This window comes from Bdellovibrio sp. KM01, assembly GCF_013752535.1.
GTDB lineage: Bacteria > Bdellovibrionota > Bdellovibrionia > Bdellovibrionales > Bdellovibrionaceae > Bdellovibrio.
In genome coordinates this window covers 3,463,772-3,485,963 of the sequence record NZ_CP058348.1, presented here as the reverse complement: position 1 = coordinate 3,485,963, position 22,192 = coordinate 3,463,772, and the positions used below count along the sequence as shown (strand labels likewise).

Below are 22,192 nucleotides of genomic sequence, written 5' to 3'. Positions count from 1 at the left end.
GAGTCATGAGATTTAAATTCCCCATGCAAAAGGTTCTTGAGCATCGCAAGGTTGTGGAAAACCTTGCGCAGAAGGATTTTCAAGACGCAGTAGCCGTTTTAAACGAGTTCCAGGCGAAGCTAGATAATATGAATCAAGAGATCCTGGAAGCCCAAGCCCGCGCGGGGAGCCTCGTTCAGGCCGGGGGCGCCCAAGGTCCAGCCCTGTCCCAAATTCACGAATTCCTTAAAGGTCAAAAGATTCGCATTCTCCAGCAAGAGCAAAAAATTCAAGAGATCGAGAAAATAGTCGAGTACAAGAGAGAAATTTTGCGACAAGCCGCTCTAGAATATAAAATTATGGAGAAGGTCCGGGAAAATAAGTTCGAGGAATATAAAGCCGAACGTAAGATCCAAGATCAAAAAGAGATGGATGAACAAGCCATCTTGCGTTTCAAAAAAATTGCTGAGTAGGATATTCGGCGCACTTCAAGGATGAAGGAAATCGATGAAAACGGGATACGATCAGTTCTTTAAGAATGCTCGCAAAGTCGCTGATGAAAATGGTGGAGCATCTCCTGTGAAATTCACCAAAAATCCATCATCGACACGCCTGCATCTGGATCTATCCTCTGAAGACGTTGAACAGCAACTTCGTCGCCGCATGAAAATGACAGCCCCGAAAAAGAAAAAGAAAAAATCTGGCGTTCATTGGAAAATGGCCGGATTTTCATTCTTGGGATTGGTCTTGGCAGTTGTGGGATTTCAAAATCACGAAGAGATCGACAATATTTTGAAACGTGTGGAAATCACTATGACCGGTGAAGCTGTCGCAGAAACAGCTCCGGCAAAACCAGCCGCCAAAGCCGCCGAGAAAAAAGAAGAGGCCGCTGCAGAAACTGAAACTAAAGCTGCAGCTTTGTCTTCTGATGAAATTGATCATCTGACGAAACTAAATGACCGAAAAAAAGAATTGGATGCGCGTGAAGAAGAACTCAATCGTCAAGAGACAGAGTTGCAAGCGCAGAAGGTAGAACTTGATAAACGCTTGAAAGAGCTTGAAGACATGCGTGGGAAAATTTCCAACATGCTTGAAACTCGCGTCAAGGCTGACGACCAGAAAGTCGATACCTTGGTACAGATGTACACCAATATGAAAGCCCCGCAAGCGGCCAAAGTCTTTGAGACGATGGACGAGGATTTGGTGGTCGAGATACTTGGTCGTATGAAAAAGAAAAATGCTGCTGATATCATGAATTTATTAAAACCGGAGAAAGCTCAGATCATTTCTGAGAAGTATGCCGGTTATAAACGTGCTCCAGCATCTGAAAAATAAAAGTTAGTAACAGCAATTCTCTAGGAAGGAGGATCGTTTTGTTAAATATAGTCGGCCCCCCAATGGTGGGTGCGACCGAATTGAAGCCTAAAGCTTCTGATAAACTTCAGGAGAAAGACTTCAAGGGTTCCGGTGCAGATTCCGGTTTCAATAAAGCTCTTCAGGATAAAATTAATCTGAAAAGCCCGAAAGAAGCCAAAGAATCGCAAAGGCAAGAAGCCAGAGCCAAAGACTCTAACGACTCGAAAGAGACCAGAGACGACAAAGCTCCAGCGAAGGATGCAAAGCCAGAACGCAAGGTCAGCACTAACGATGGGAAAGAAAAACGGGCGGCGAACAGACAGCAGGCAATCAAAGAATTCATGGACTCATTCGAGAGTGAATTTGAAATCCCTCCCACACGACTTGTGGAAGCGATGGCCGAACTGGATGACAGCCAGCTCAAACAATCCCCGGAAGTAACAGCGAATGCTGTAATTGACCAATTGAACTTGGACGATGACCAGGCAGAAAAAGCCGCGGCCATGTATGCAGGTTTGTTGGCGCAATTGCAACAGATGCCACAACAGCAAACGCCTAAAGAAATGACAGAAATGTCCGTGGGCGCTGGTATGTCTCAACAGAGCATGCAGATGCGTGTGGCAGCCGCTCAGGAAAAGCAGACCCAATTGGGTGCTGCTGCAGATAGCGTTAATAAAAAATTCTGGATGAAACCGGATGCTGCGATGAAAACGACAGCTATGCCGGATCTAAAGGGCGATCTTGCATCACGCATGATGATGGATGATAGCGCTTTGGCGGAAGCTCCGTTGGCAGAAATGCCAGGTATGGAAGCTCCTGCTCCAGAAGCTATAAATCAGCAAAGCCTGTTGGATAAGTTGCCTCCTCATTTGCAAGGACAAATGAAAGAGACAATGTCTCCAGCATTGTTGGCAGCATTGGCAGCGAAACAAGCCGCAGCGGCAGCTCAAAAAGCTGAAGGTGCTGTGACAGAAGATTCTTCGTCTGAATTGACGAACGAGTTCACTAAAGCTCTGGAGGCTCCTCGAGGAGAGAAGCCACAGCAAGCAGATATGATGAACAAAGCAGTGGCTGGTAAAGTCACTCCGGAGTCATTCTTCCAACAACAGCAAGGTCAAGAGCAGTCCATGATGCAGGATTCCGCAAATGAATTCACGCAACAAGGTGGAGCTCAGGATAAAGATGCGGCGAAAGAAAAGCTGACAACAAAAGCTACGGAATTCAAAGCAGAGATGATGGGACTTGAAGGTTTGCAAGCGCAACCGTTGAAAGGTGAAACTTTGAAGTTTGACCCGGCAATGGCAGCGATGGCCCCGAAAGCACCGGCAACAGAGGCGCAAAACGAAGCCAACGTGAAGCAATTGATGAATCAAGCCCAATACCTGATTAAGCAAGGTGGCGGTGAAGTGAAAGTTCAAATGACCCCCGAGGGCATGGGAACGATCCACTTGAAAGTGATGCTTCAGGACGGAAAAGTAAATCTTCAAATGCAAGCGGACTCTCAAGAGGCGAAGAAGTCGATCGAGTCTAGTCTAGTTGATTTGAAGAACAGTCTTGCTGCTCACAAATTGTCTGTGGAAAATGTTAAAGTGGATGTTGTGAACACGACTTCCGCAGATACTGCGACACAAAACCAAAATAATAATACGAATGGCCAAGGTGGCCAGCGTGATGCGCGTCAGTTCTGGAATAACTTCAACGAAAGCTTTGGTAACCAAGGCCGCCGTGAAGCCTTTACTGAGATGCAACCGCTTCGTGGTTATGCTGGTAAACGTCGTGATCCATTGCAACCTATTGACGGCGCATCTGTGAAAGCAGCTCCGCGCGCAGTAGAAGGCAAAGGCAGCGGACTTAACCTGGTGGCGTAGGCTTAAATTTTTAAGGGAGAATTTGAATGACAATGGTTAATGCGAAATTAGGAGTAAATGCTTTCGGTGCGACACAAGACAAACCGACAAGCACTGTTGGAACTCCAACTAACCTCAGCGTTCAAGACAAAGCGAAAGTTGGCGAAGAAGATCTTGGCGCCGTTGCCAATAAACTTGCTGACCCGAATTGGACGGATCCCACTAAAAAAGTTCGTACGACAGGTAATCCCAATTTGGACAAAGATGCATTCTTCAAATTGATGCTTGCTCAGATGAAAAATCAAGATCCAACGAATCCGATGAAGTCCCATGAAATGGCGGCTCAATTGGCGAACTTCTCGTCACTCGAGCAAATGCAGAACATGAACAAAACACTTGAGGAGTTGAAGAATGCACAAAAGCCTTCTGAAAATTTCCAGGCGTTGAACTTAATTGGTAAAGCGGTGGCGGGTGATTCATCTAAGATCGTGCGCGGCTTGAATGATAAAGAACACGATTTCAAATTTAATCTTCCAATGGCAGCAGAGGAAGTCACAGTGAAAGTTCGCGATGCGGATGGCGCTGTGGTAAGAACATACAACTTGAAAGGTCTGAAACAAGGAGACAACAAGCTCACTTGGAATGGTGAAGACGAAAAGGGTATGAAAGCAGCTGTGGGCGAATATCAATTCATCGCAGAAGCAAAAACTGCTGACGGAAAAAAATTAGGAATCAAAACTGACTTTGATGGTTTGATCACTGGTGTCAGTTACTCTTCTGAAGGCCCGGTTCTTAACGTAGGAAATCAGGCAATCCGCTTCAGAGACGTGAAGAAGATCACAGACCCACGTCTTATGAGAAACGACCAGAATGTAAATGATGTCACCAACCTAGACTTGAAAAAAGATGATGCCACGGGACAAACTAAGAAAGAGGCGAATGTAGTTCAACAAAGTTCTACTACTGAGCCAGCTCCTATGGGTAAATCTAAGATCATGGATACGGTGGGTTTATCTCGCGACATGATGGATAAGATCGCGAAGGAGATGGCGAAGTAAAATGGTAGACTTAAAGAAGATACAGACATTCGAACAACTCGTCCCCAAGACGCAGCCAAAGGTTCAACCTGAAGTTGGCGCTGGAACGGGTCCTTCCTTCAAGGAAACCCTTGATAAGCTCGGTGGGCCGATTGCGACCCCGGCAGCGAAACAAGTGAATCCGCAGGGCTTTACAAAGCCTGTTGAAGGAGTGAAGTTTTCGAATCATGCGATTGAGCGAATGAGTACTCGCGGGATTAATTACAGCCCCGACGATATCACTAAGCTGAATGATGCAGTTTCGAGAGCTGCGGCGAAAGGTTCCAAGGATTCATTGATTTTGATGAATGACTCGGCACTGATTGTCAGCGTGAAGAATAATACTGTGGTAACAGTGATGGACAAGACCGCATTGAAAGAAAATGTGTTCACGAACATCGATTCTACAGTGGTTATTTAACCGCAAAACGTACCGAAGCTGTCCTGAAGAGACAGATAAAGTACAAAGCACCGAGGACATAGAATGTGTCTGAGGTTGGTTTTAAAAACTAAATATTAGGGCTGGTCCTCGTAGAGGAGGCCCTCCAAACGGTGGTTCTCGAATAGAACTGCCAACGACATGGAGGTCACATGGGTATTCTTTCTTCATTGTACACGGGTGTGTCTGGTATGACTGCACAGGGCGAAGCCCTTGGCGTTATCGGTGACAATATCGCGAATGCAAACACTGTCGGTTTCAAAGCGTCTCGCGCTGAATTCCAAGATATCATTTCTAAAAGCTTAAAAGGTGTTCTTGGTGGTAACCAAATCGGCCGTGGTGTGAAGATCGGTGCCGTAAATCCAATCCTTACTCAAGGTAACGTAGACGCGACTGAAAAAGTAACTGACCTTGCTATCTCTGGTGACGGTTACTTCAAAGTTAAAGGTTCTGATGGCGAGTCTTACACTCGTGACGGTTCTTTCCACTTTGATCGCGAAGGTTACCTGGTTACAAACGACAATCAAAAAGTTCAAGGTTTCGGTACTGACGAAAAAGGTAACATCCTGAACAAAATGACTGATATCAAATTCCCTCGTGCTCTAGTTCCAGCGAAAGCAACTAAAGAAGTTAAGTTGGATCTGAACTTGGATTCTCGTATGGAGCCAACTAAAAAGTTTGATATCAAAGATCCATACTCCACTTCTCACTACTCTACAGGTGTTGAGATGTACGATTCTCAAGGTAATAAGCACTTGTTGAGCATGTTCTTCAATAAAGTGGCTGACAGACAATGGGAATACAAAGGCTTGGTTGACGGTAAAGAAGTGACTGGCGGCGAAGAAGGTAAACTTTCTGAAGTTGTAGCTGGTAAACTTGAGTTTACAGTAGACGGTAAACTTGACAGCCAAACAATGACTTCTTCGAGCTTCAACTTCAAAGGCGGCGCTCTTCAAGGTCAAGAAATCAAAATGAACTTCGGTGATGCTATCAAAGACGGTGGTAAAGGTTTGGACGGTACTAAACAGTACGGTAAAAACTCTGACCTTATCTCTTGGCATCAAGACGGTGCGGCTGCTGGTACAATCAACAGCTTGTCCTTCAATGACGATGGTATCTTGACGGCAGTTTACTCAAACGGTCAGGCTCAAGACTTGGCGCAAATCGCTCTTGCTAAGTTCGAAAATCCAGAAGCTCTTTTCAAAGTTGGTAACAACCGTTTGAAAGAATCCAGAGATTCAGGCACAGCTTCAGTGGGTGGCCCGGGCGCAGCTGGTCGCGGTAAGTTGTTCGCGAAATCTCTTGAGAGATCTACAGTGGATCTAGCAACTGAGTTCGTAAACATGATCCAAAATCAACGTGGCTTCCAAGCCAATGCGAAGACGATCACGACGACAGATGAACTTCTTAACGAAGTGATTCAGTTGAAACGTTAATCCCCCTAAATAACAAATAATCCATGTCTAACAGGCCCGTGACCCCGGGCCTGTTTTCTTTTTTAGTCGGTCAACCCTAAATGCCCCACAGAAGTTTTAAAAGCCCGCAATCTTGGGCAATATGCCCCAAAAACAGCGATTAAATGTGTGTAATAATGGGCTTTTTAGCAATGTTTATTAAAATTGCTCCTTTTGTTTAGAAACAAACCTGATATACACTAGCGCAAGTTTTAATCATCAGTCCTGAGGGGTTTAGTACATGAGATGCTTAGTAGTTGAAGACGACAACGAGATCGCAACGATAGTAAAGCAAGGTTTAGGAGAGCTTGAAGGTGAAGTCGAAGTTGAATCCAACGGAAGACGTGCTTACGAAAGAGCTCTGACGAATCATTATGACATCATCGTTCTGGATTTAATGCTTCCAGAAATGGATGGTTACACTTTCGCGAAATCTTTGCGCGAAAAGGAAATCAACACACCAATTCTTATCTTAAGCGCTTTGCGCGAGCTTGATGACCGATTGAAAGGTCTCAGCATGGGTGGCGATGACTATCTTACGAAACCATTCGCCATGGCTGAGCTGCAAATCCGCGTGAAAAACCTTTTGAAGCGTGCTCAAAAAGCTTCTGAAGTGACTCAACTGGTATTCCAGGATTTGAAATTGAACCGTCTGAACCGTCTGAACCGTGATGTGGTTCGTGCCGGTCGTAAATTGGATCTTCAAGAGCGCGAGTTCGTTCTTTTGGATCTTTTCATGAGCAACCCCAATAAAATCATCGGTAAACAAACGATCCTGAAGGAAGTTTGGAATTATGATTTCGATCCACAAACGAATGTGGTAGACGTATTGGTATGCCGCCTAAGAAACAAATTAGAAAAAGATTTCCCTACACGACTTATTTATACAGTCAGAGGTGTAGGTTATGTTCTTAAAGGGACTTAAACCCACGCTATTCCGAATCAGTACCAAGCTTACGCTCGCGTACTCCATGGTACTGATTCTTAGCTCGACACTGATCTTTAGTTTTCTATACTTTCAGATCACTCACTCGCTCCAAAACCAGGAGCGAGCTATTCTTGAATCCAAAACCGAAGAATTTGCGAATCGTATTGAAGTAAACGGCATGGCCGACTTTAAGCAGTACTTTGAATTGCTGCGCAATTATGATCGAGATGCTTCCCTATTAGTGGAAATTTACAGCGGTCGCAGCGAATTGCTGTTCGCGCACAATCCCACTCCAGCCTTTGATATCAATAAAGACCTATTGCTGAACGAGCTGAATCGTCATGGCGAAACGTCCTTTGAGTTCTCCTTACCCGAAGCTTCCTCCACCGAGGCTGTTTTGGTTTTGGGTCGTAACTTGAAAGGTGGCGAACGGCTGATTATCGCAAAAAGCACCGCCGGCATGGGCAAGCAGCTCCGTTATCTGCAAAAGCTTTTTTGGTGGTCTTTGCTTCCGGTGGCATTGATTGGATTCCTGGGGGGCTTGTTCCTGTCCAATTCCACACTGAGCCCGGTGCGTGACTTGATCAACTCGATGAAAAAGATCGAGCGGGGATCACTTTCCACTCGTGTTCCGATCGGTGGCAGCGATGACGAATTGGAAGAACTGAAGCTTCTGTTCAATAAGGCCTTGGATAAAATTGAAAATCTGGTGAATGGACTTAAAGAGGCCTTTGACCATTTGGCCCATGATATTCGTACTCCGGTGACTCGTTTGCGTGGACGTGCGGAAATCGCATTGACCAGCGAAGGTGACCTTGAGTCTTACCGCGAAGCTTTGCAAAGCTGTTTTGAAAACTCAGATAAGATTCTAAGTTTCCTGCAGGTTCTGACGGATATCACAGAGGCCGAAAACCGCAGTAAAAAGCTTAAAATCGAAAAGAAATTCATCAGTGATCTGGTGCGTGAAATCATGGATCTGTATGAGATGGCGTTCGAGGAAAAGAACATCAAAATCACGCAGAAGCTGGATACCCATGATTGGGCGATGGTGGATCCTCGATTGATCAGCCGAGTGATCGCAAATCTTTTGGATAATGCGCATAAATATACTCCACCAGGTGGTGAAGTGATTATTGAAACGATCAATCAAACAGAAAGCGTGATTTTAAAGGTCACGGATTCTGGGCCTGGTATTGCGCCGGAAGAGCATGGTCTGATCTGGCAAAAGCTTTACCGCAGTGACAAGAGCCGTTCTGAATATGGGATGGGCTTGGGGCTGACGTTTGTAAAAGCGGTCGTGGAAGCCCACGATGGCAAAGTGAATATCAAAAGCCCGGTTAAAGACGGTCGCGGAACGGAGATGGAAATCACTCTGCAAAAGATGGCTTAAATACCGAACGACATAGATTCTGTGTCTATATGGCGTCAACAAAACCCGCAGAGATGCGGGTTTTTTATTTTTGTGCGAGAGTAACCCTATGCCTAAGAATAATGATACCATTTTATGCCAACGAGTGAGCAAAGTAGTCCTTTTTACTTTGGGACTTTTCTTTAGCATTTTGTTTTTTACAAAACTGACGATGCATAATGATCATGTGCAGATGTTGCTGAAAGTTTTCCGCGTTGTCGACGAAGGCCAGTGGTCGCACTTTGGTAATGCCACGACAGGAATGGGATTTTTGCCGGGGAGTTTTCTGACGGCGGTGTCTGCAGTTCCGATGCAGATTTACTTTTCGCCGTATTCCGCATTGGTGGTGATTCTTTTATTCCATGTGATTTCGTATCTTCTGTTCGCAAGTGTTCTAAAAGAAAATTTCAAATCGCTGATTCTGGTCGATTTTCTTTTGCTGTACTGGTTAAGCCCTTGGCGTGTGGAACAGACCGAGCTTTATAATCCAGCGTACTTGTTTTTATTTTCGGCAGTTCATTTCTATACCGCCTATCACATGAACAAGAAAAGTTTCTGGATGACGTTCTTTCACGTGCTGACGATTGGTTTTTGCGTTCAGGTTCACTTTTCCGTTTTGATGTTGGGAATTTTATCATTGGGCCTTTGGGGTTTCAGATACCTTAAAGTGAATTGGTGGGGATTTGTCGCGGGGAGCGCCGTAGTCGGCCTAAGCTTGCTGCCTTGGTTTATGGCTTACTTGGCTCATCGTGAATTGGCCGTGGCTGTCAGTAAAGAATCCGGTACGTTCATCGGAAAAAACTTTGTCTTGGTGTATCCGGTTCTAAAAGGGATTTCTTATTGGATTCGTTATGGCGCCATTTCATACGGCCGACATATCTTTAGTGAAATCAATTTCTTGTGGATTCAAGACATGACTGTCCAAAAAGTTGTGAGTGGCGCGTTTCATTCAATGAAATATGTCTTCACGGCGGTGAGTGTGGTTTTCAGTGCTGTGGTTCAATGGCGCATCTTTCGCGATATCTGGAAGCAAGGTCATCCGTTCAGACGCGGTGACGATCGCACGGCGATTCGTGGCGAGCAGGGGATTTATCTTTACGCGTTTTACTTTTTCTTTGCGATGTTGATTGCGACGGGCCTTTCCCCGGTGGAATTCAATCACTGGCATTTGATTTTGGCATTCCCGATCGTGACTGTGCTGATCACTATCGCCTTCCATAAATTGCGTGATAAAATGCCAGCTAAACGTTTCAGTTGGATCTTTGCGAGCGTGTTCCTCGTGTTCTGTATGTTTGATACCTTCGGAGCCTTGGGCAGTCGTGTTCACTCGTATAAATCAAACTTCCACCGCGAGGTTTTGCAGCTTTATAAAGAATACCACGAGTACCCAGAGAATAAGACCAGCACTAATTATCTGGAGCAATGGCACCACGAACAACAGCCCGCGGAAGAGAACAAATAAAAAAAACCCGCTGTGAAGGCGGGTTTTTTATTTTAAATTGTCGATGTAAACGAACTAAACACCAAGGTAAGCTTTACGAACTTCGTCGTTGTTCAACAAATTGATACCTGTATCTTGCATCACCACGCGGCCTGTTTCTAAAACATAAGCACGGTGAGAAATTCTTAAAGCCAGGCGAGCATTTTGCTCTACCAAAAGAATCGTCATGCCATCTTGATTCAACTTTGTGACGATTTCAAAAATCTGATTCACGATCAAAGGTGCCAAGCCCAAAGATGGTTCATCCAAAAGCAGGATTTCCGGTTTGCACATCAAAGCTCGGCAGATCGCAAGCATTTGCTGCTCTCCACCTGATAATGTGCCGGCCATTTGCCACAGACGTTCCTTGATGCGCGGAAAAAGTTCCAGACACATGTCATAGTCTTTTTTGATTCCAGCTTTGTCAGAGCGGTGGTAAGCGCCCATTTCCAGATTTTCTTGAACGCTCATTTGCGGAAAAACGCCGCGGCCTTCTGGGGACTGGGCAATTCCCAATGTCACACGTTGGTGAGTTGGAACCGTCGTCAGATCTTTTCCGTGAAGTTCGATTTTACCTTGAGCGGGAACCAAGCCCGACAAAGCACGCAAGGTCGTCGTTTTACCAGCCCCGTTTGCGCCGATAAGACTTACTATCTCGCCTTTGTTCACATGAAAGGTGATGCCTTTCAAAGCTTGAATAGATCCGTAATAAACATTCAGGTTTTCTGCAGAGATAATCGGAGTGCTCATTAGTGAATTTCCTCAACGCCCAGGTAAGCTTCAATCACTTTTTTGGAGTTTTGTACGTGCTTAGGGGTGCCTTCTTCGATTTTCACACCGTGATCCAGAACCACGATGTTTTCGCAAATACCCATTACCAGTTTCATATCATGTTCAATCAACAGAACCGTCAGATTAAACTTCGCGCGGATCTCGGCGATTGTTTCCATCAATTGATGGGTTTCCGAGTGATTCATGCCGGCAGCCGGTTCATCCAGAAGAATAATCTTAGGATCCGTAGCCAAAGCACGAACGATCTCAAGCTTACGCTGTTGACCATAGGGAAGACTGCTGGAAATTTCATGAGCTTTGGATTGAAGGGAGAACACTTCCAACAAGGCCATCGCTTTTTCGGTCATATCTTTTTCAGATTTGATAAAACGTTTGGTTTGAAAAAGAGCATCCATCAAGCCGTATTCCACGTGTTGATGAGTCGCGATTAAAACGTTTTCCAATACCGTCAGATTTTTAAAAAGACGGATATTTTGAAAAGTACGTGCGATGCCTTTTTGAGAGATTTGCCAAGGTTTCAAACCATGAACAGAATGACCATCCAGGCATACTTCACCCTTTGTGGGTTGGTATACACCGGTCAGCATATTGAAGGCTGTAGTTTTGCCGGCACCGTTGGGACCGATCAAACCTGCTAATTGGCCTTTTTTAACTTGAAAGGACAAGTTATCGACGGCTTTAAGTCCGCCGAACTGCATAGTGATACCTTTAGCTTCTAGCAGAACGTCGGACATATTTTCTCCACAAGTCAGTGATCTCAAGTTCACCCATGATACCTTTAGGACGAAGGATCATCACAAGAATCAGGGACAAAGAATAAATAACCATACGCAAATCAACGCCCGTCCATTCTTGCAACGGACGAAGTGCTTCAGGCAGGGATGTTACGAAAATAGCGGCGATGATTGAACCCGTCATCGAACCCATACCACCTAAAACAACCATGATCACGGCATTCACACTTTGCAAGAACGTGAACGAGGAAGGATTGATGAAGTTCGTAAAGTGCGCAAATAAAGCTCCTGCCACACCGGCGAAAAAGCTGGAAAGAACGAAAGCACGTACTTTCATGCCGGTGGTGTTAACACCTGTAGATTCTGCAGCGATCTCATCTTCACGAACACTCAGGAAGCCGCGGCCCCAGGAAGATTTCATCACACGCCAAATTGTAAAGAAGCAGATCAAAATCCACAAAACAGCGAACGAATAAGACATATAGAAATTCGAAAACCCAGGAATGTTTGCGAAACCACGAGGGCCACCCAAAACATCCATATTCAGCAAGGACACACGAATGATTTCACCAAAACCCAAAGTCACGATCGCCAGGTAGTCACCTTTCAATCGCAAGGAAGGAAGGCCGACCAGGAAACCCGCCAAAGCCGCCGCAAGACCGCTGCCGATAGCAAAAATAAAGAAGGACACGCCTTGGAGCTCTGCCGGAAGAAAATTCCAATGAGTGGAGGCGTAAGCCGTAAAGTAAGCACCGATCGCCATGAAGCCTGCATGCCCCAGTGAAAACTGACCTGTGTAGCCATTTACCAGATTCAAGCTCATCGCCATCAGGCAGTTCACGGTGATGAATAAAACCATCAACTGAATGTATTCATCAAATGCAAATTGGAAGATCGCACCGACCGCTAAAACACCAAGCAAAGATAAAAGAGGATTCTTGAACGCGCGAATCATCACACTTTCTCCACAGAGTATTTGCCCAGCAAGCCGGCAGGTTTAAAGATCAAAATCGCAATCAAAATACCGAAAGCCAAAGCATCACGGTAAGTCGAAGACAAGTAGGCCACGACCATTTCTTCTGAAAGACCCATGATCAATGCGCCCAGAACGGCGCCACGAACATTTCCGATACCACCAAGAACTGCAGCAACGAAAGCTTTCATCCCGATCATCATTCCCATCAAAGGATCGATCTTTGGATATTTCATGCCCACGAGAACGCTGCCGACACCGGCAAGTGCGGAGCCGACGATAAAAGTGAAAGCGATAATCTTATCGGGATTCACTCCCAAAAGACTTGCAACCGATGCATTGGCACTGACAGCGCGCATCGCTTTGCCTAGTTTGGTTTTATAGATCAGATATTGCAGTCCCAACATCGCCAGAACGCTGACGATCAGAACTGTGACGTCGAAGGATTTCAACTCGACGTTACCGAAGGAGAAAATCACAAAATCTTTCATGACTTCAGGAAAAACTCTGGGATTGGCTCCGAACAAAGCTTGGCCACCATATTCTAAAAACAAACTCACACCGATGGCTGTGATCAGGATATTTAGTTTTGGTGCATTACGAAGAGGGCGGTAGGCCAGTCTTTCAATCAAAAGACCCAGGATACTGCACACAAGCATGGAGGAAATCAGAAGGATCGCAAGAGAACCGACGCCAGGATTTGCTTCGATTCCAAATGCGCGGGCGATATAGAAAGCTCCGAAGGCGCCCACCATGTAAACATCCGAGTGGGCAAAGTTAATCATTTTCAGGATTCCGTACACCATGGTGTAGCCGAGGGCGATCAATGCGTAGATGGAGCCAAGGCTGATACCATTAATCAAATGTTGTACGAAATCCTGCATGTCTGTCCTTCGTTAGTGACCTATTATGGTGTCACTGTCGTGATGTACTTGCGATTTGGTCCGTCCACTTGAATCACCACAGCGCTTTTCACAGCATCGCGGTTTTCATTCAAGGAGATCTTACCCGTCACACCCGGGAAATCTTTAGTTTTAGCCAGTTCATCACGGATCGCTTTGCCTGACAAGTCTGCAGAGCGCTCAATTGCACCAGCCAAGATTTTTGCGGCATCGTAACCCAAAGCCGCCAATGCGTCCGGAGTTTCGTTGTATTTCGCTTTGAACTTTTTGATAAATTCAGTCACAGCAGGATCTGTTGATTCAACAGTGTAGTGATTTGAATAGTAGTTACCGTTGATAGCTTCTTTTCCGATTTCATGAAGTTTATCAGAATCCCAGCCGTCGCCACCCATCAATGGAGCTTTGATACCCAATTGACGCGCTTGTTGTGCGATCAAACCAACTTCAGTGTAATAACCGGGAACATAAAGTGCTTCAGGGTTTTTAGAGCGGATTTGAGTCAATTGCGCTTTGAAATCAATATCGCCCGCTTGGTAGGAAACATCAGCTACGATTTCGCCACCGCGTTTTTTGAAGTCAGTCAGGAAGGCATCAGCCAAACCTACTGAGTAATCATTTTTAACGTCGCGAAGAATAGCGACTTTTTTGATCTTAAGATTTTCGCTGGCAAATTTCGCCATCACAGAACCTTGGAACGGATCGATGAAGCAAATACGGAAAACGTAATCTCCGATTTTGGTCACATCAGGATTTGTGGAAGCCGGGGATACAAAAGGAACACCTTTTGCCTGAGCAATTGGAGCGGCTGCTTTAGAACGACCGCTGGCAACGCCACCGATAATCGCAACAACTTTATTTTGTGTGATCAAGCGAGTTGTCGCAGCAGCGGCTTCCTCGTTCTTACCTTGATCGTCCATCGTTTTTAATTCGATTTTTTTACCTTTGATACCGCCAGCAGCATTGATTTCATCAAATGCCAAACGAACACCCTTGTTAGAGCTCAAGCCAAAAGTGGCATCGCTTCCAGACAAGGAGTCGTATTCACCGATCACGATTTCGTTTTCTTTTTTTGTACAGCTCGCTAGTAAAGGAAGTACTAGTAATAGGGAAAGTACCAGACGTTTCATGTTGACCTCTTTTGTAATTCTAAAACGCGAATAGCGTTTAGAATTCAAGTATCTACAAAAGAGGTCAAGAGTTTTTAAGTGGCCAAAACACTTGCAAGACTGATCAAGTCAAGATGCGCTTTTCTTTCATTTTTCGTTACAATATCGAGAGGAACTTCAATCAATTTTTCCCCTTCAGTGCCGATCATGATGTCGCAATGACCTTTCAGCAATGAATCCACAGCGGCGGCGCCCATGCGGCTTGCAAGAATGCGGTCAGCAGCAGTCGGAGAGCCACCACGTTGTTGGTGACCCAAGATGCAAACTTTTGCATCCCAGCCGGTTTTCTTACGAATAGCATCCGCTAAATCATAAGCGCGGCCTGGTTTTTGGCCTTCGGCTGTCACAAGAATAGAGCTAGTTTTGCCACGAGCAATACCGTCTTTGATGCGGTCCACAGCTTTATCAACAGTCGTCAATGATTCCGGTGCGAAAATTTCTTCCGCTCCACCCGCAAGACCCACAGCAGAAGCGATAAAGCCAGAGTTGCGGCCCATCACTTCAACGATGAACAAACGGTCATGAGAAGCCGCCGTGTCGCGAATTCTGTCGATAGCTTCTAGAGCCGTGTTCACAGCCGTGTCGAAACCAATCGTTTTATCAGACCCATAAACGTCATTATCAATGGTGCCCGGAACACCGACGATAGGAATTTGATGTTCTTCCCACAAAGCATGGGCTCCGCGGAAAGAACCATCACCACCGATACAAACCAAAGCATCGATATCGTGGGCTTTCAAATTCGCGACAGCTTTCGCGCGACCCTCAGGTTTTGTAAATTCAGTCGAGCGACCTGTTTTAATAACAGTTCCACCACGCTGGATGATGTTGGCAACATAACGTTGATCGATCGATTCGATATGATTTTCAATCATGCCCACATAACCTTGCATGACCGCGAAAACTTCGAGTTTGTTTGCGATACCTGCGCGAACCACCGCTCTTAGAGCAGCATTCATCCCCGGCGCATCGCCACCACTTGTATACACACCTAATCTTTTGATCTTTTTATTGAAAGTTGCCATGAAGGGAAGATTAGCTCTGGGAGCCGGAAATTTCAAAGGGAATCCCCTGTGGAGCGTGTGTTCCGCAACACGCCATCGTGGCTCAACCGGTGCTCGCCTTCGGCGAGTTCGCGCCATCCGGGCGCCACCGGAGGTTGCTGCACTCACGCTCCACAGGGGATTCCCTTTGAAATTTCCTCTTCAGTGCTAAACTACTATGACAAATTCATAAGAGATTTGGAGCGGGGTGTTGTTTCCTGCGTTGGTGGTAGATCCTGTGGTGTGTACGGTGTGAGTACGTTTTTTGGAGTCTTTGGGGGAACAAGGAGTTTTTTTTGGGGGGAGATGAGGGAGTGGTTTTGAGAATAAAAAAAGGCGTTCTTGCGAACGCCTTTTTAAATCAGTGATTAGTTGTAAAACTAATTACTTAACCATTGATTTGAATTCAGCGCCAGCGCGGAATTTTGGAGCCCATGCAGCTGGGATTTTGATTGCTTTACCAGTTTGTGGGTTGCGACCAGTGCGAGCTTTGCGTTTAGCTTTAGTGAAAGTACCGAAGCCAACAAGTTTAACGTCGTCGCCTTTTTTAACTGCTTTTTTGATGTTTTCTACTGCGCAGTCAAGGATTGCTTCAGCTTGAGCTTTAGAAACTTTAGTTTCGCCAGCGATTTTTTCGATCAATTGAGCCTTGTTCATTTGAACTCCTCTTTAGTGACACATGTGTGTGTCTCAGTTGTTTAAAATCCTGATGATAAATTCTCGTCTTCCGATGACTTTCAAATAACAAATTAAAAACGCTGCTTCGTCAACGGCTATTTACGAAAAACGCTCGCACAGCCATTTTCACGAAACAGATTTATAATGTGCGCATCAGTGTCGTGGGTCGTTGCTGCCATCTTCATCATCGTATGCATCGTCGATGGAAGTTAAAGAATCACTTGAAGATTGATTGTTCACAGGAATGCGATATCCCTCAGAAGCCCACTCACCAAGGTCAATCAGGCGGCAGCGTTCAGAGCAAAAAGGGCGCGCAGGATTTTCAGGTGAGTACAAAGCAGGCTTGCCACACTGTGGACACTTTACCATTTTACCTTGGGGTTTTTCTGATTCACTCATGGTAGGATAATTGCGCAGAGTTGAAACGAGATCAACCGATTGTGCAACTCCGCCATGCGACTTGCGAAGTTACGTCAATCGGTTGCTTAAAATTCATTTCATTAACTATTAGTACTTTTTCAAGACACCTGTCGCGAACACAGTGCCTTTACCGTTAGCATCTGGATAAGCAAGTTGGTAAGTCACTTGGCTGTCGTTGATGGAACCGTTTGGTACTTGAAGTTGGATCAAGTGCAAACCGCCACCGTTCATGGAAGATCCATTGGTGCGGATCTCAAAGCCTTTGTTTTGGTTGATCAAGTTGTAAGTCGTATTTTGAACCAAAGCCAGTGGGTTGTAAGCCATGCCGCCACCGTTGATACCAATGTTAAAGCTGAAATACTGCTGAGATGGAATCGCCGTGAAGTACAAAGATGGTTTCAAGCTGTTGCTCATATCAAGTTGCACCATCAAAGAACCTGTCGTCCAAGAACTGCAATTCGCGTAACCTGTGTTCCAACCCCAGATCGTGCGATCACATACAGCCATCGCTTCTTTAAGGAATTTTGCATACACAGTCGTATTCGTGATTTGTAGGTTACCTGTTTCACTTGTTACGACTTGCACCGGCATGCGTGTGTAATAGTCGATCTGGAACCAATATTTATAGTCACCAAAACGCATGGTCGTTACACCAGGGCTAACAATGTTACCGTTTGAAGTAACACAGTATTGGCCATTCCATGTAGAGCCGTAATTACATGTTGGGATTACGGTTCCACCGCCTCCGCCACTGTCATTGTTGCCACAACCAACAAACGTCAGCATCGATGCCGTCGTTACTAATAGTAGGATGAGCTTTTTCATAAATACCTCTCTCATTAAATAAGCTTCTTCACTACAGATGCAATACACGGGACGTGCCACAGCCAACTATGCGCAGAGATTTGTTATTTACGATTTGAGAGGGGTGAGGGTGTTGAACTCTTTAGACACTTCGCCAATTTGTGTCACCTTTTGTCTAAAGTCTCAACATGAGACACTTTAAACCTTGGAATCCACGGGCTTTTTTGAAAGCAGCGTTAAGCCGAGAACAATGATCCCCCAGCTAATCCAGCTGGAGATTGAAAAGCCCACAGTAGGACCGCGGAAGTCATCACGGAAGGACTCCATAATAAGGCGGCCGCTTCCATGCAGGATCATCCATACATAAAAGAGTCTTCCTGGAGTTCGAAAGAACTTCAATGGCCGGCGGGATTTTTCCAAGCCGAGGAGGACCATGACCACGCCCAATTCCCACAAAACTGCATAGAGCTGCGAAGGATGTTTTCCGGCAATGGCCCAAGGCAGGTCACAGGCGCGCCCATAGCAGCAACCCGCCAGAAAACAGGCAATTCGCCCCAGGCCGTAACCCAAGGCTAAAACAGGAGCGAGCAAATCCAGGTAATTTTCCAGCTGATCGTGCGCTTTGAAATACAGGTACGTCATCCCAGCGAAGGCTGCTAACAAAGCGCCTCCGTAAAATACAAAACCACCATCCCAGAAATAAAGGATGCGCATCAGGTTGTTTTGGTAATAGCTGAAACTTTCATAAAATACGTGAAACAGGCGTCCACCAATGAAACCAAACGCCATGATCAGAAGACTTAGGTCGAGGGTGTGGGGGACAGAAAGTTTCTGTTGCTGACTCCGTCGTGTGACCCAGATAAGGCAAATTGCGACCACAACACATATTACAAGATAATATGTGGGAACGTGGATTTCAGATGAGATTTCGATCGTTGGAAACACAGTACTCCTGACACCGACGATAGACTTAATTTTTAAAAAATTCCGAAGAATTTTCAAGCGAAACTACCCATATACAGATGTCTGACTACATAATTGTAGCATATGAAAATGCACCCAGCAGATATAGTTCAGGAAATTAAGGGCTACTCCTTTTTTAAATCATTCAGCACCGACCTGTTACTGCAAGTAGCAGCGATGATGCACAATGAAGTGTTTCCTGCTGGGACAGTGGTTCTTAAAGAAGGCCAAACCAATCGCAATCTTTACTTTCTAAGATCTGGAAAATTGGAAATTTCTTTGGCTGGTGAAGTGCTTGCCTCTTTTGATACTCCCGGTGAAGTTTGGGGAGAGATGAGTGTTATCACATCAAATCCAGCTTCCACATCGGTCCGCGCAATCACAGAAGTGACGTGCTATGTGATCAAAGATGAAGACTTTGCCCACGTTCACCCTAAAGACAAAGACCGCTTTCAAGCATTGCTCTATCAAATCTACTGTATGATTTTGACCGAGCGCCTGATTAAAACGAACGAAAAAGCTCGTTTGTTTGAAATCCTGAACCGCGAATTGCATGAAGCCCAAAATGCTTTGCAACGTGGCGCCGGTGGACGTGTTCTTTTGATCGAGCCAGACAAAAAGCAGCAAATGCCATTGCGTATGGCTTTGGGCAGTACGGGTGTTCATTTGGATATCGCGAGTGATGCGGCCCAAGCTGAAGAGCTTTTAAAAGGTGGCAAATACGATGTCGTTGTCGGTGAAGACAGCTGCGTTGATGTGCTTCGTAAAGTTGAAGAACAAAAGCTAAGTCCGAATGTGATTTTGTTAACCAGTCATGATGTTCAGGGCAACCTGGGGATTCTGGTTCCGAATCGTTTCATCAAAAACATTATCTCCCGCGATGCGGAAGATAAAAATGCGACAATTCGCTTTGTGTTGACTGCCTTAGGCAAACTTTTGAACAAAGACCTTTTTGGTATCGACAAGTACCTTACTTGGGGGGTCGATATTCAAAAAAGAGTGGTCACACATTCAGGGCAGCGTGAACAGTTGCGCGATGATATGTGTACTTACTTGAAAAAAGCGGGTGTGCGCACGTCGGTTATCGATCGTGTGAATACGGTGGCTGAAGAGATGCTGATGAACGCGATTTATGATGCACCTGTAGATTCCCATGGCAAAGCTATCTTTAATCACGTCAGCCGCAAACAAGAAGTGCAATTGGAAACTCACCAACAATCCGTCTTTAGATATGCGACGGATGGGGTGATGGCGGCAGTTGCCGTGGTTGATCCATTTGGCGCTCTGCAAAGAGACGTGATTATCGATTATCTGCAAACTTGTTACAATGGAACAGCCGGCAGCTTGAACACTACAAAGGGTGGCGCAGGTCGCGGTCTTCACCAGATTATCGAGAATTCAGATTTGACGATTTTCAATGTGAAACAAGGTGTGCGCACGGAAGTGATTTGTCTGTTCAATTTGGACGGTCAAAAGCGCCTGGCTCAACCGTCTTTCCATTACTTTTTCATGTAAGTCAGAATTCCCACTGCAATCTGTCCCAGCATCACGCATGGAACTGTGGGCAGATTGGTAGACAAAAGGGAAACCAAGAAACCCAATAAGCATCCCACGATAGAAATCACTAACACTCTTTGAGTGTAATTGCTCAAATTACGGCTTCGCTGCGAAGCAAAGCTTGTCGCAATAAACAATGAGCCCATGGTGAATAAATAGCCCATACTTTGAATGGCAATTGTCGTGATTACCAGTGTTCCCACATCAAAGAGGCGATTTTTCCAGTGACGGTGAATCAAGCTTTGATTCACCAGTTGAAAACTGATTTGAGTCAAAATTCGCCAATTCATCAAAATGAAACCCATGAATAGAACCGCTGCAAACATCGCAATCGCTGCCGCCGTATCACTCATAACGGCCAAATCACCAAAGTAAGCTGCCGCCATATGGCTTTCAAGTGACGGAGTGAGCGAAGACATCAGATAAGTCAAAGACAGGAACAAAACAAATAAGGTCAGATACACATGGTTACGATCGGACTTTCTTTGAATCAAAAGATCGGAAAGAATCAAAGTAAGTGCACCTACGCCTAATCCACCCGCCAGACTTAGCCAGTGAAAATCAGTTCCCAATAGAATATTTAAAACCAACCCTAAGACGATACCCAGGGAGGAACCTTGTCCCAAAACGAAGATCTGTGAGCTTTTTTCACGCGCCGTCCACTGCGCACCAATCAGGCACAAAGTTCCCGCCATCAACGTGCTGGCTGGAAGAGACCACTTATAAATTCCTAATAAAGACAAGAATGCCGTCATTGAATCTCCAGGAAACGCATGCGGGCATGGTTTTGCGTCAATGAACGGTGAGACACCAATATCAACGCACTTTCCGGATTTTCATTTAAGAATTGCAGCAGTCCCTGCTCCAGTAAAAGACCGGCATCTTTATCGACGTGATTAAAGGGCTCATCCAAAATCAAAACTTTGGGTTTTTTCGCCAAAGCAGCAGAAAACAAAATCTTCTGACGTTCGCCACCGCTGGCCGTATTCCATTTTTTATTCAGATCAAGACCAGCCAGCAAGGGAGACGTCGTCGCTTCCCCCAACATATCCGCCAATGTCAGTGGCAGATGGAAATTTAAATTTCCCAGCTGAGGCAGATATTCAATTTCTTCATTCTTAACATTGAACTCAAACTTACCGGAATAGTAAGCATGCAGCTTTAGCAGCGTTTTCAAAATCGTGCTTTTGCCAGCGCCATTTTCTCCGCGCAGAAAAAGAATATCCCCCGCGTGAAGTTCAAAATTCACAGCAGGGGAAAGTTGTGTGCCTGATTTACTCAAGGCCTGCAGACTGGAAACGCTTAAAAGCTTGTTCATGGAATAGATTTTACCAACAAGTTTTGCAAAGCCTCAATGGTCTTTGCGTCACCTGATGATTGAATATAGGAAGGCGCAGTGACAACTGGAATTCCTGAAAGTTCTGTGAAGCGTTCCAATGTTTGATGGGGAGCGGAAGCCGTCGCAAACAAAACTTGGACCTTGTTCGCTTTTGCGGCTTGAGCCACCTGAGCAATGCGAGTCGCAGAAGGTGGCATTCCCGGTTTTTCTTCTAAAGAACCAGCTGAATCCAAACCATAGGAATTAAAGAAATACGTAAATTCCTTGTGGTACTCCATCACTTTTGCTTTTTTAACTTTTGCTTTTAGCTGAGTGTGTAAAGTCTCCATCTGTTTTTTGAATGCATCATAATTTTTCTGGTAGACAGCCGCATTTCCCGCATCGACAGCTGACAGCACCCGAACGACTTCAGCGCCGGATTCAGCCACTTTCAAAGGATCTAATGTAAAGTGCGGATTTCCATGAGGATGGACATCGCCTAACGAACGATTGATCACGCCCGTTGGGATTTCCAAAGGCTTGATCGCATCACCCAGTTCACAAAAGCCCGTGCCACCAGCTTGGACTTTGGCATTTGCGGCTTTTTCCAGAACTTTTGGCAGCCAGCCAATTTCCAAATCAAGACCCACTGAGCAAACCACATCCGCGCGGTTCACTTTCAAAATATAGTCGGGGCGAGCATCTGCAAAATGCGGATCTGTCCCACCAGCAAGCAAAGAGGAAACTTCAACATTATCCTGTCCAATCGCCTTCACGATTTCAGCGATATCTGGCAACGTCGCAACGACTTTGATTTTTGCGAAGGCATTTACAGAAACAAAAAGTACCAGGATAGAAATCAATTTATTCATAAT

Annotated in this window: 23 protein-coding genes; 10 read left to right on the top strand and 13 right to left on the bottom strand. The window is 45.4% G+C overall.

Annotated elements, in window-relative coordinates; all coding sequences use genetic code 11:
- Window positions 1-5 precede the first annotated feature (5 nt).
- The 9 genes from fliJ to HW988_RS16695 all read left to right on the top strand — a co-directional run bounded on the left by fliJ (window position 6) and on the right by HW988_RS16695 (window position 9,949).
- Entirely contained in the window at window positions 6-452 is a 447-nt protein-coding gene (gene fliJ / locus HW988_RS16735; RefSeq protein WP_181605292.1) for a flagellar export protein FliJ, read from the top strand.
- 34 nt (window positions 453-486) lie between these two features.
- Window positions 487-1,314, top strand: a complete 828-nt coding sequence (locus HW988_RS16730) for a MotE family protein (protein ID WP_181605291.1) — start codon at window positions 487-489, stop codon at window positions 1,312-1,314.
- 38 nt (window positions 1,315-1,352) lie between these two features.
- The gene (locus tag HW988_RS16725) at window positions 1,353-3,203 is read left to right on the top strand and encodes a flagellar hook-length control protein FliK (protein WP_255490085.1); all 1,851 of its coding nucleotides are present in this window, start codon (window positions 1,353-1,355) and stop codon (window positions 3,201-3,203) included.
- Window positions 3,204-3,229: 26 nt separating this feature from the next.
- Complete coding sequence (locus tag HW988_RS16720) at window positions 3,230-4,240, top strand: flagellar hook assembly protein FlgD (protein ID WP_181605290.1); 1,011 nt, start codon at window positions 3,230-3,232, stop codon at window positions 4,238-4,240.
- Window position 4,241: 1 nt separating this feature from the next.
- Entirely contained in the window at window positions 4,242-4,679 is a 438-nt protein-coding gene (locus HW988_RS16715) for a TIGR02530 family flagellar biosynthesis protein (protein ID WP_181605289.1), read from the top strand.
- A gap of 170 nt (window positions 4,680-4,849) precedes the next feature.
- Window positions 4,850-6,133: a flagellar hook protein FlgE gene (locus HW988_RS16710; protein ID WP_181605288.1), complete on the top strand. Its 1,284-nt coding sequence runs from the start codon at window positions 4,850-4,852 to the stop codon at window positions 6,131-6,133.
- Between the two features lie 259 nt (window positions 6,134-6,392).
- Window positions 6,393-7,076: a response regulator transcription factor gene (locus HW988_RS16705; protein WP_181605287.1), complete on the top strand. Its 684-nt coding sequence runs from the start codon at window positions 6,393-6,395 to the stop codon at window positions 7,074-7,076.
- Complete coding sequence (locus tag HW988_RS16700) at window positions 7,057-8,469, top strand: ATP-binding protein (RefSeq protein WP_181605286.1); 1,413 nt, start codon at window positions 7,057-7,059, stop codon at window positions 8,467-8,469. Before HW988_RS16705 ends, HW988_RS16700 begins: the two co-directional genes overlap by 20 nt.
- An 88-nt stretch (window positions 8,470-8,557) precedes the next feature.
- The gene (locus HW988_RS16695) at window positions 8,558-9,949 is read left to right on the top strand and encodes a hypothetical protein (protein ID WP_220128766.1); all 1,392 of its coding nucleotides are present in this window, start codon (window positions 8,558-8,560) and stop codon (window positions 9,947-9,949) included.
- 54 nt (window positions 9,950-10,003) lie between these two features.
- Here HW988_RS16695 and HW988_RS16690 read toward each other — a convergent pair whose 3' ends face one another.
- The 10 genes from HW988_RS16690 to HW988_RS16645 all read right to left on the bottom strand — a co-directional run bounded on the left by HW988_RS16690 (window position 10,004) and on the right by HW988_RS16645 (window position 18,424).
- Entirely contained in the window at window positions 10,004-10,717 is a 714-nt protein-coding gene (locus HW988_RS16690) for an ABC transporter ATP-binding protein (RefSeq protein ID WP_181605284.1), read from the bottom strand.
- Window positions 10,717-11,493 (bottom strand): ABC transporter ATP-binding protein, encoded by a 777-nt coding sequence (locus tag HW988_RS16685; RefSeq protein ID WP_181605283.1) that lies wholly within the window; start codon window positions 11,491-11,493, stop codon window positions 10,717-10,719. The genes HW988_RS16690 and HW988_RS16685 overlap by 1 nt, the downstream gene beginning before the upstream one ends.
- Window positions 11,468-12,448 (bottom strand): branched-chain amino acid ABC transporter permease, encoded by a 981-nt coding sequence (locus tag HW988_RS16680; protein WP_246845728.1) that lies wholly within the window; start codon window positions 12,446-12,448, stop codon window positions 11,468-11,470. Before HW988_RS16680 ends, HW988_RS16685 begins: the two co-directional genes overlap by 26 nt.
- Window positions 12,448-13,350 (bottom strand): branched-chain amino acid ABC transporter permease, encoded by a 903-nt coding sequence (locus HW988_RS16675; RefSeq protein ID WP_181605282.1) that lies wholly within the window; start codon window positions 13,348-13,350, stop codon window positions 12,448-12,450. Before HW988_RS16675 ends, HW988_RS16680 begins: the two co-directional genes overlap by 1 nt.
- Before the next feature lie 23 nt (window positions 13,351-13,373).
- Window positions 13,374-14,495 (bottom strand): ABC transporter substrate-binding protein, encoded by a 1,122-nt coding sequence (locus HW988_RS16670; protein ID WP_181605281.1) that lies wholly within the window; start codon window positions 14,493-14,495, stop codon window positions 13,374-13,376.
- Between the two features lie 74 nt (window positions 14,496-14,569).
- Window positions 14,570-15,559, bottom strand: coding sequence for a 6-phosphofructokinase (pfkA, locus tag HW988_RS16665; RefSeq protein WP_220128864.1), 990 nt, complete (start codon window positions 15,557-15,559; stop codon window positions 14,570-14,572).
- Between the two features lie 402 nt (window positions 15,560-15,961).
- Window positions 15,962-16,234, bottom strand: a complete 273-nt coding sequence (locus HW988_RS16660) for an HU family DNA-binding protein (RefSeq protein ID WP_142701575.1) — start codon at window positions 16,232-16,234, stop codon at window positions 15,962-15,964.
- Window positions 16,235-16,408: 174 nt separating this feature from the next.
- On the bottom strand, window positions 16,409-16,654 hold the full coding sequence (locus HW988_RS16655) for a DNA gyrase inhibitor YacG (protein WP_220128765.1): 246 nt from the start codon (window positions 16,652-16,654) through the stop codon (window positions 16,409-16,411).
- A 108-nt stretch (window positions 16,655-16,762) separates the two neighbouring features.
- Window positions 16,763-17,500 carry a hypothetical protein gene (locus HW988_RS16650; RefSeq protein ID WP_181605280.1) on the bottom strand — a complete coding sequence of 246 codons (738 nt, stop codon included), beginning with the start codon at window positions 17,498-17,500 and terminating at the stop codon, window positions 16,763-16,765.
- Between the two features lie 177 nt (window positions 17,501-17,677).
- A complete protein-coding gene (locus HW988_RS16645; protein ID WP_181605279.1) occupies window positions 17,678-18,424 on the bottom strand; it encodes a prolipoprotein diacylglyceryl transferase in 747 nt (248 codons plus the stop codon).
- A 102-nt stretch (window positions 18,425-18,526) separates the two neighbouring features.
- Here HW988_RS16645 and HW988_RS16640 point away from each other — a divergent pair, with 102 nt between their 5' ends.
- A complete protein-coding gene (locus HW988_RS16640; protein ID WP_181605278.1) occupies window positions 18,527-19,957 on the top strand; it encodes a cyclic nucleotide-binding domain-containing protein in 1,431 nt (476 codons plus the stop codon).
- Here HW988_RS16640 and HW988_RS16635 read toward each other — a convergent pair.
- The 3 genes from HW988_RS16635 to HW988_RS16625 are packed head-to-tail and all read right to left on the bottom strand — an operon-like array spanning window position 19,942 to window position 22,189.
- Window positions 19,942-20,754, bottom strand: a complete 813-nt coding sequence (locus HW988_RS16635) for a metal ABC transporter permease (RefSeq protein WP_181605277.1) — start codon at window positions 20,752-20,754, stop codon at window positions 19,942-19,944. The genes HW988_RS16640 and HW988_RS16635 overlap by 16 nt on opposite strands.
- A complete protein-coding gene (locus tag HW988_RS16630) occupies window positions 20,751-21,317 on the bottom strand; it encodes an ATP-binding cassette domain-containing protein (RefSeq protein WP_181605276.1) in 567 nt (188 codons plus the stop codon). Before HW988_RS16630 ends, HW988_RS16635 begins: the two co-directional genes overlap by 4 nt.
- Window positions 21,314-22,189: a metal ABC transporter substrate-binding protein gene (locus HW988_RS16625; RefSeq protein WP_181605275.1), complete on the bottom strand. Its 876-nt coding sequence runs from the start codon at window positions 22,187-22,189 to the stop codon at window positions 21,314-21,316. Before HW988_RS16625 ends, HW988_RS16630 begins: the two co-directional genes overlap by 4 nt.
- Window positions 22,190-22,192: the final 3 nt, after the last annotated feature.

What these genes read in the sequence shown, in the direction of transcription:
- fliJ (WP_181605292.1), top strand. Translation starts at nt 6, where the DNA reads ATGAGATTTAAATTCCCCATGCAAAAGGTTCTTGAGCATCGCAAGGTT.
- HW988_RS16730 (WP_181605291.1), top strand. Translation starts at nt 487, where the DNA reads ATGAAAACGGGATACGATCAGTTCTTTAAGAATGCTCGCAAAGTCGCT.
- HW988_RS16720 (WP_181605290.1), top strand. Translation starts at nt 3,230, where the DNA reads ATGACAATGGTTAATGCGAAATTAGGAGTAAATGCTTTCGGTGCGACA.
- HW988_RS16715 (WP_181605289.1), top strand. Translation starts at nt 4,242, where the DNA reads ATGGTAGACTTAAAGAAGATACAGACATTCGAACAACTCGTCCCCAAG.
- HW988_RS16710 (WP_181605288.1), top strand. Translation starts at nt 4,850, where the DNA reads ATGGGTATTCTTTCTTCATTGTACACGGGTGTGTCTGGTATGACTGCA.
- HW988_RS16705 (WP_181605287.1), top strand. Translation starts at nt 6,393, where the DNA reads ATGAGATGCTTAGTAGTTGAAGACGACAACGAGATCGCAACGATAGTA.
- HW988_RS16700 (WP_181605286.1), top strand. Translation starts at nt 7,057, where the DNA reads ATGTTCTTAAAGGGACTTAAACCCACGCTATTCCGAATCAGTACCAAG.
- HW988_RS16695 (WP_220128766.1), top strand. Translation starts at nt 8,558, where the DNA reads ATGCCTAAGAATAATGATACCATTTTATGCCAACGAGTGAGCAAAGTA.
- HW988_RS16690 (WP_181605284.1), bottom strand. Translation starts at nt 10,717, where the DNA reads ATGAGCACTCCGATTATCTCTGCAGAAAACCTGAATGTTTATTACGGA.
- HW988_RS16685 (WP_181605283.1), bottom strand. Translation starts at nt 11,493, where the DNA reads ATGTCCGACGTTCTGCTAGAAGCTAAAGGTATCACTATGCAGTTCGGC.
- HW988_RS16680 (WP_246845728.1), bottom strand. Translation starts at nt 12,448, where the DNA reads ATGATTCGCGCGTTCAAGAATCCTCTTTTATCTTTGCTTGGTGTTTTA.
- HW988_RS16675 (WP_181605282.1), bottom strand. Translation starts at nt 13,350, where the DNA reads ATGCAGGATTTCGTACAACATTTGATTAATGGTATCAGCCTTGGCTCC.
- HW988_RS16670 (WP_181605281.1), bottom strand. Translation starts at nt 14,495, where the DNA reads ATGAAACGTCTGGTACTTTCCCTATTACTAGTACTTCCTTTACTAGCG.
- pfkA (WP_220128864.1), bottom strand. Translation starts at nt 15,559, where the DNA reads ATGGCAACTTTCAATAAAAAGATCAAAAGATTAGGTGTGTATACAAGT.
- HW988_RS16660 (WP_142701575.1), bottom strand. Translation starts at nt 16,234, where the DNA reads ATGAACAAGGCTCAATTGATCGAAAAAATCGCTGGCGAAACTAAAGTT.
- HW988_RS16655 (WP_220128765.1), bottom strand. Translation starts at nt 16,654, where the DNA reads ATGAGTGAATCAGAAAAACCCCAAGGTAAAATGGTAAAGTGTCCACAG.
- HW988_RS16650 (WP_181605280.1), bottom strand. Translation starts at nt 17,500, where the DNA reads ATGAAAAAGCTCATCCTACTATTAGTAACGACGGCATCGATGCTGACG.
- HW988_RS16640 (WP_181605278.1), top strand. Translation starts at nt 18,527, where the DNA reads ATGAAAATGCACCCAGCAGATATAGTTCAGGAAATTAAGGGCTACTCC.
- HW988_RS16635 (WP_181605277.1), bottom strand. Translation starts at nt 20,754, where the DNA reads ATGACGGCATTCTTGTCTTTATTAGGAATTTATAAGTGGTCTCTTCCA.
- HW988_RS16630 (WP_181605276.1), bottom strand. Translation starts at nt 21,317, where the DNA reads ATGAACAAGCTTTTAAGCGTTTCCAGTCTGCAGGCCTTGAGTAAATCA.
- HW988_RS16625 (WP_181605275.1), bottom strand. Translation starts at nt 22,189, where the DNA reads ATGAATAAATTGATTTCTATCCTGGTACTTTTTGTTTCTGTAAATGCC.